The sequence below is a fragment of the Vibrio sp. D431a genome (genome assembly GCF_030248655.1).
In the GTDB taxonomy this organism is placed as follows: Bacteria; Pseudomonadota; Gammaproteobacteria; order Enterobacterales; family Vibrionaceae; genus Vibrio; species Vibrio alginolyticus.
In genome coordinates this window covers 47,249-54,171 of the sequence record NZ_JAHGAP010000036.1, presented here as the reverse complement: position 1 = coordinate 54,171, position 6,923 = coordinate 47,249, and the positions used below count along the sequence as shown (strand labels likewise).

The window sequence follows — 6,923 nt, the reverse complement described above, 5'->3', positions numbered from 1 at the left end:
GGATTATCATCAACGAGTGCCCACACAGATTGATAGGTTCTTATTTTTAAAGAGCTTTTCTAACATTTTCAGCAACTTAGTTGCTCGTCGTTAGGGGTGCGTATCTTACTTTACACCGTGAGAGAGTCAAGCATTTTTTTCAAATTCTTTTTTCTCTCTTCCCGACTCGCTATGTGACTTTCGTCTCACTCCGTGTCGGTGGATGCGCAGTATAGGGGGTTGAGAAATTAGTACAAGCGTTTTTTGCAAATAAAAAACCAACCGGTCACAAATTAGCCAAAAGTGCGATATTTGCATATTTCTTCGTCACATTTGAGACATATCACAGCAATTGGTTGGAAAAACACCAACCATATACGTAAGATTCATGTGTCTATTCTGTTAATGGACAATCGATCTCTTTATCACTATGTGTAGTAATTAAAATGACGTCTAAAAAAAATCTGATTTTATGTGTTGGGCTGGCCATCGTTGGGGGAATCATTTTCTCTCAATTCATCATCCCACCAGCCTTGAGCTTCCTCATTGGTGTTATCGCTACTGCTTTTCTTTTTTCATTTTCTAGCAAAACACCTGTTCTTCAATCTTCGGAGCCTGATCCTTCAACTAAAACGCTGTATGTCGGCAACCTTCCTTATAAGGCCAATGAGAGTCATGTTCGCGATTTGTTTGCTGAATATGGACAGGTCTATGCAGTACGCTTAATGAAAGATAAGCGTACTGGAAAAAGAAGAGGGTTTGGTTTTGTAGTGATGGCTGCGGCAGATGCCAAGCCAGCTATCGCTAAACTTAATGAAAAGGAATATATGGAGAGAACGCTAAAAGTGAGAATTGCGAACGATCCTAAACATCCGGATGGTGGTAAACCTGAACAGGATTAAAACCTAGCTTCTTTAAACAAATGTTCAGTGCATCTTCCTGCCAAGGAGTTGCACTGGCATAAATCGACTTACTTCCCTCTTCTGTATCCTCAATTTCATCACTTAATAGCAATGCTTTTACTCGACGTGCAATCGCTGCGCCTGAATCAATTAAAGTAACGTCCCCACCCAAAGCTTGATGAATCTCCTCTTTGATTAAAGGGAAGTGAGTACAACCGAGCACCGCAACATCGACTTTATCGCGAAGGGGAAGCAGGATATTTGTCAGTTCGTCGAGAGAAACGCTGTTGCCTCGCAACTTCTCTTCGGCCATATCTACCAAGCGAGTTGATCCCACCAGCTCAACTGGTTTGCCTTGCGCAAAGTCCCGTATTAACTCGTGAGTATATTGGCGTGTTACTGTCGCCGGAGTGGCGATCAGCCCTACTCCTTTTGATGCTAATAGCGATGCGGGTTTAATCGCAGGGACAACACCAACAACGGGAATCGATAAATTTTCGCGTAAGGAAGGAAGCACTATGGTGCTCGCCGTATTGCAAGCAATGACAACAATGTCGACTTGGTGTTCTTCGACTAATGAAGAGACCAGTTGGTTAACTCGTGAAACGAGTACAGCCTGATCGAGTTCACCATAAGGGTAAGCCTGATTATCGAATAAGTATAAGTAGTCTAGCTGGGGCAATAGGCGATGTATCTCTTGGAATACAGAAAGGCCACCAACACCGGAGTCAAAAACTAGGACTTTTTTCTTACTTGCTACTCGCACGAGCCTTACCTAAAGAACAGAAACGTTGCGATCATACTGCGTAGATTTGTTTTGGCAATGCTTTAGCATGGTATCTTTGATGGCTGAATCTATCTCCAGATTCTACATCTCGCTTCGTCAACTCGATATGTCCTTGAAAAGATGGCGAAGACGTGACCAATGTGTGAAATTCACCATTTTCCCCACAGGGATCAATTTGACTTGGTAATGACTCTATTAGGGCTTTGTCATACCAGCGACCACACCATTCTGGAGGGAGAACTCTTCCGTCGATGGTGATTAACATCGTTTGAATACCACGCTCTATGATTTCCATCGCTAGTTTTTCGCTGCTCTCCCCTAATAGAGGAAAGACGCATTCCCAGCCAACAGGTTCAATATAGCTGCGTCGGTAATCGGCAATGCCATTGCAAAACATATCACCAAATGCGACAGCTTCTATGTTCAGACCACTACTTTGTAATGCATTAACGATGGTTGATTGATAAATTTCGTTACTCGGAAAGACTTCAGGCAGTTCGATAGTAATGAGCGGAAGCGCAAGTAAGTCTGCTTGCATTTGTACAACCTCAAGCGGAGTTGCTTGAAAAGGGACTTCTTTTCCTACGTAAGTCGTGTACAAACCGACAACTTGATAATTTGGATTCTCGTTAAGGCGCTCAAGCGTTAATGTCGAATCTTTACCGCTGGACCAACTGATCACCACTCGCTTGGGTTTCTTCATTCGATTTTCCACCACAAAATATTAAAAACCGCCCGAAGGCGGTTTGTGCTCATTCACGATTAGAATTCGTAGCCAACGTTGAGATAGTACGCTCGCTCTGCAGCAGGGTAACCTTTTGCCATCTCATACTCTTCATCAAGTAGATTATCGATACGAGCGCTAATAGAGGTCGACTCATTCGGATAGTAAGTCACCGCCGTATCAACCAACGAGTAAGAAGAAAGTGTAATATCTTGTGAAGGCCAAGTGCTGTAATCCACATCTGGACGCTTACCGACGTACTGATAGCTAACCGACCAATCCACTTTATCGAAGCTCACTAAAGCATTCCACTTATACATTTCTTTAGCGCGGCGCTGCAACTGATGCCCTTTATCGTCTTCGGCATCTTTGTAATCTGCACTCAACTGGTGCTGCACAATCCCTGTATCAAACTCAGCAACAAGCTCCACACCTTGGATATGTGTTTCACCATCGACATTCAAATATTTGTATGTGGTTGGATGGTAATCGATAAGATTCGTGATTTTATAGTCATAACCCGTTACGGACCAAAAAACGCCTTGGACATCACCGCTGAATGCTAACTCCCAAGCATCTGACTCTTCCGGCTTCAGATCTTTCTCACCGTATGTTGGGTCATACTGTTGATATAGGTTTGGAGCCTTAAACGCAGTACCAAAAGAGGCTTTAACCCCAAACTCTGGTACAAACTGGTAACCAGCCGCTAAACTGTAAGTGAACTCACTACCGTATTCTTCGTTATCATCAAGGCGAGCACTGCCCTCGAGCATTGCTTTATCAATACTAGTGGTTGCCATACCAAACAGAGCGCCATTGGTACGATCAAACGTTTTATTCGCACTCTTGTCTTTATAAGACTCGTTGCGCCAATCAATACCACCAGCCAACGTCGTATTGTTGTTTAGCAAGTAACTGTTGGTCCACTGGACATTTTGCTGCTCAAGTTCATCTTCAGTACCTGAGTGTTTGCCTTTTGCTTGCTCATAGTTCCAAGACTTCTGTTTCTGTGCTGTTACTTGTAGTTCTGACATCACATTATCAGACTGATACTTACCGCCCAGAGTGACAGAAAGATCGTCTTTTTCTGCTTCGTAGTAACCGCGACTGCCGTAGCTGCTGTCATATTGATAAACATTTTCGTAAGCACGTAGGTTACCAAATGCAGACCACTGGTCATTGAAGTTATGCACGTAACCTAGCAGACCATTCTTTGTATCAAAGCCATGGCGATCGCCGTCATTAACTCCCGGTACAGGACGAACGTTATAACCATCATCACTTTCACTACCAAGCGCGATATTTAGCTGGCCGCTCTCTGTGACTTTAATACCAGATGCCACACTCAATTCTTGATAATCTAAACTACCTAAACCCGCACTTAACTTCGTTCCTTCTTCGTCAGCACGCGCAATGGTGATGATATTGATCACGCCACCAATCGCTTCTGAGCCATAAAGTGACGCACGCGCACCACGCACGTACTCAATACGTTGAACGTAAGTAAGTGGGATTTGGTTAAAGTCCACAGCGCCCTTCGCTGCTCGTGCAAAACGTACGCCATCAACCAGTACTAAAACTTGGTCGGAACTGGTTCCACGAACAAATAAAGACGCTAACTGACCACGACCACCATTTTGTGAAACTTGAATCCCCGTAAGGCGACGCAATACATCTGGTAGGGTTTTCGCTTGAATGCGATCGATGTCTTGTCGAGTAACTACTTCGACATCTGCCAACGTACGGCTTTCGGCTTGCTCAAAACGGTTTGCAGTAACAACGATGGTTTCGTCAGTGGAGGTTTCTTGGGCCTGTAGATAAGAGACAGGTGAAAGCAGCGATGCCAAAGTTATCGCCAGTGCGGATTTTCTCATTGTATTGTCCTAAATCGCGTAATTCCTTCCGAGCCCTGTCATCATGACAGTCCAGTGCTGTGGCTCAGTTGTTGGCAGGTATTCGGACTCAAGAGCACGGGTGTACCGCCTACTTGCTCGACTTCCCACATAAACTAATGCAGTGTCTGATGAGCGTTCGTTCTCTTTTACCGCTGCGCGTCAGTTCTGGATTCACACCAGATTCCCATTTCAGCCATCTAGATTGCTAGATAGCACCAACTTGAGGCAAATATTATTCAGCTATTGATTATTTGTCCAGCCAATATTGCCCTTAGAAGTTGTAACGTTTTGATTGATTTTGCTTTCTACTCTGCCTGTACGCACTATCTTTAAATCAATTCCAGTACAAAACTGGACATCCTATTGAGATTGAATAAAATCTGCGCTCTTAAATTGAATGCACCATAAAAGGTAAGATCATGGCTACTCTTGATGTAAACCCACAACGCTACCAAGAACAACTGGCTGAAAAAGTCGAACGTCTCACGGATATGTTCGCGCCATACAACATGCCAGAACTGGAAGTGTTTGAATCACCAGAGCAGCACTACCGCATGCGTGCTGAGTTCCGTGTTTGGCATGAAGGCGAAGATCTTTACTACATCATGTTCAACCAAGAAACTCGTGAGAAGTACCGTGTTGACCAATTCCCTGCAGCAAGCCGTCTGATCAACGACCTGATGCCGCTATTGGTTGAAGCGATGAAAGACAACGACTCACTACGTCGTAAACTGTTCCAAGTGGATTTCCTATCGACGCTAAGTGGTGAGATTCTGGTCTCACTCCTTTACCATCGCCAACTTGATGAAGAGTGGATTGAAAACGCGAAAGCCCTTAAACAGCGTTTAAATGATGAAGGCTTTAACCTAAACATCATTGGTCGCGCTCGTAAGATGAAGATTGTCCTAGACCGAGACTACGTTATCGAGAAGCTCGATGTAAATGGTCAAAGCTACATCTACCAACAAGTAGAGAACAGCTTCACTCAGCCGAACGGCAAAGTCGCAGAGAAGATGCTGGAATGGGCGGTCGACTGTACCCAAGAAAGCACTGGCGACCTACTAGAGCTTTACTGTGGTAACGGTAACTTCTCGCTGGCGTTGGCACAGAATTTCGACCGCGTACTGGCAACTGAGCTAGCGAAGCCATCTGTGGTATCTGCACAGTACAACATCGCCGCCAATAAGATTGATAACGTACAAATCTTACGTCTATCAGCAGAGGAATTTACTCAAGCGATCGAAGGTAAGCGTGAATTCCGTCGTCTACAAGATGCAGGTGTAGATCTGGAGAGCTACAACTGCAACACGATTTTTGTCGATCCACCACGTGCTGGGATGGATGTCGATACTTGTAAGATGGTGCAAGGTTACGAGCGCATCATGTACATCTCTTGTAACCCTGAGACTCTAAAAGAGAACTTGGACATTCTATGCGAAACACACAACGTGACGCGTTTTGCTCTGTTTGACCAATTCCCTTATACCCACCATATGGAAGCGGGCGTGCTATTGGAACGCAAAGCGTAACCCACTGCGTCAAATACAAAAAAAGCGAGCTCAATGGCTCGCTTTTTTGTATTTGATTCGTTTTGCTTATTCCGCAGAAGTCTTCTTGCTGACAAAACCTAACTTCTTACCAATCCATGCGAGTAAGATCATTGAAACCATGATCGCAAAGAAGTTTGAGCCTGCTTCTGGGTATTGCGCCTTAATAAACGCAGAGTGGCCAAACGCACCTACGAAGAAACACGCCAAGCCAACTAATGGGATATCTTCTGATACCGGATTATTTAGGTACTCTTGGTAAAGAGCTTGTACAGCCAGTACGAGTGCAATCAATGGGAAGATTGAAAAAGACACTTCACTCATGGTCAACCATGACAACAAAGCATCACCACACATACCTGCAACCAGTGCCAAAATCAGCGTTTTCTTTTCAGATTTATTTCCATTCGACATTATTCTATCCCGCCTTTTAATCGGTTACGTTCACGTTCTTTGCGATACCAATAGGCCCCTTTGGCTATCATTCGCAATTGCATGATCAATCGCTCGGCGAGTTCATCGCGCTCACGTCGATCTAAATCTAAAGCTTCAGCTCCCGAACTGAAAACCAAAGTCACAGACGCTTCTGCTTGAGTATACGCCTCTTCTCTGGTCACGCCGGTGCTCATTAAATACTCGGTTAATTCTGCCGCAAAATGCTGGATTTCTCGAGCAACAGCGGTACGAAATTCAGCAGAAGTGCCGGAGCGCTCACGCAACAACAAACGAAAAACGTTCGGACTACTTTCAATGAATTCCATAAAGGTTTCGACCGAGGTACGAATTACGCTACCTTCTTTCACAATACGTTGACGCGCCTGACGCATCAGTTGACGTAGTAGCAAACCGCCTTCATCAACCATGGTTAAGCCTAGCTCATCCATATCTTTGAAGTGGCGGTAAAAAGAAGTCGGTGCAATCCCTGCCTCTCGGGCGACTTCTCGCAAGCTAAGGCTGGAAAAGCTGCGATCCGCACTTAATTGACTAAATGCCGCATCGATCAATGATCGACGTGTCTTCTCTTTTTGCTGTGCGCGGATTCCCATCGATTTCATTCTTAACTTGCTCTTTTTCTGTAGGGTACAAGAG

General features: G+C 44.6%; 7 protein-coding genes and 1 riboswitch. Of the genes, 2 read left to right on the top strand and 5 right to left on the bottom strand.

What is annotated here, in order from left to right; all coding sequences use genetic code 11:
• Positions 1–425 precede the first annotated feature (425 nt).
• Positions 426–881, top strand: coding sequence for an RNA-binding protein (locus tag KJB35_RS25700; protein ID WP_017821270.1), 456 nt, complete (start codon positions 426–428; stop codon positions 879–881).
• On the opposite strand, the gene murI is transcribed toward KJB35_RS25700, so the two are convergent.
• From murI to btuB, 3 genes are read right to left on the bottom strand one after another with little or no spacing between them, the layout of a single operon-like run.
• Complete coding sequence (gene murI / locus KJB35_RS25695) at positions 844–1,647, bottom strand: glutamate racemase (protein ID WP_047104461.1); 804 nt, start codon at positions 1,645–1,647, stop codon at positions 844–846. The genes KJB35_RS25700 and murI overlap by 38 nt on opposite strands.
• Before the next feature lie 31 nt (positions 1,648–1,678).
• Entirely contained in the window at positions 1,679–2,371 is a 693-nt protein-coding gene (locus KJB35_RS25690) for an ATPase (protein ID WP_005389693.1), read from the bottom strand.
• Positions 2,372–2,430: 59 nt separating this feature from the next.
• Positions 2,431–4,266, bottom strand: a complete 1,836-nt coding sequence (gene btuB / locus KJB35_RS25685; RefSeq protein ID WP_005389692.1) for a TonB-dependent vitamin B12 receptor — start codon at positions 4,264–4,266, stop codon at positions 2,431–2,433.
• 55 nt (positions 4,267–4,321) lie between these two features.
• Positions 4,322–4,522, bottom strand: a riboswitch (cobalamin riboswitch).
• 184 nt (positions 4,523–4,706) lie between these two features.
• Between btuB and trmA the strand changes: the two genes are divergently transcribed.
• The gene (trmA, locus tag KJB35_RS25680; RefSeq protein WP_206955044.1) at positions 4,707–5,816 is read left to right on the top strand and encodes a tRNA (uridine(54)-C5)-methyltransferase TrmA; all 1,110 of its coding nucleotides are present in this window, start codon (positions 4,707–4,709) and stop codon (positions 5,814–5,816) included.
• A 66-nt stretch (positions 5,817–5,882) separates the two neighbouring features.
• On the opposite strand, the gene KJB35_RS25675 is transcribed toward trmA, so the two are convergent.
• Both KJB35_RS25675 and fabR read right to left on the bottom strand, forming a co-directional pair.
• Positions 5,883–6,248 carry a YijD family membrane protein gene (locus KJB35_RS25675; protein WP_005378634.1) on the bottom strand — a complete coding sequence of 122 codons (366 nt, stop codon included), beginning with the start codon at positions 6,246–6,248 and terminating at the stop codon, positions 5,883–5,885.
• The gene (gene fabR / locus KJB35_RS25670; protein WP_005378632.1) at positions 6,248–6,889 is read right to left on the bottom strand and encodes an HTH-type transcriptional repressor FabR; all 642 of its coding nucleotides are present in this window, start codon (positions 6,887–6,889) and stop codon (positions 6,248–6,250) included. Before fabR ends, KJB35_RS25675 begins: the two co-directional genes overlap by 1 nt.
• Positions 6,890–6,923: the final 34 nt, after the last annotated feature.

Excerpts from the sequence above, each read along its gene's own strand:
- btuB (WP_005389692.1), bottom strand. The coding sequence starts at position 4,266 with ATGAGAAAATCCGCACTGGCGATAACTTTGGCATCGCTGCTTTCACCT.
- trmA (WP_206955044.1), top strand. The coding sequence starts at position 4,707 with ATGGCTACTCTTGATGTAAACCCACAACGCTACCAAGAACAACTGGCT.
- KJB35_RS25690 (WP_005389693.1), bottom strand. The coding sequence starts at position 2,371 with ATGAAGAAACCCAAGCGAGTGGTGATCAGTTGGTCCAGCGGTAAAGAT.
- KJB35_RS25700 (WP_017821270.1), top strand. The coding sequence starts at position 426 with ATGACGTCTAAAAAAAATCTGATTTTATGTGTTGGGCTGGCCATCGTT.
- fabR (WP_005378632.1), bottom strand. The coding sequence starts at position 6,889 with ATGAAATCGATGGGAATCCGCGCACAGCAAAAAGAGAAGACACGTCGA.
- KJB35_RS25675 (WP_005378634.1), bottom strand. The coding sequence starts at position 6,248 with ATGTCGAATGGAAATAAATCTGAAAAGAAAACGCTGATTTTGGCACTG.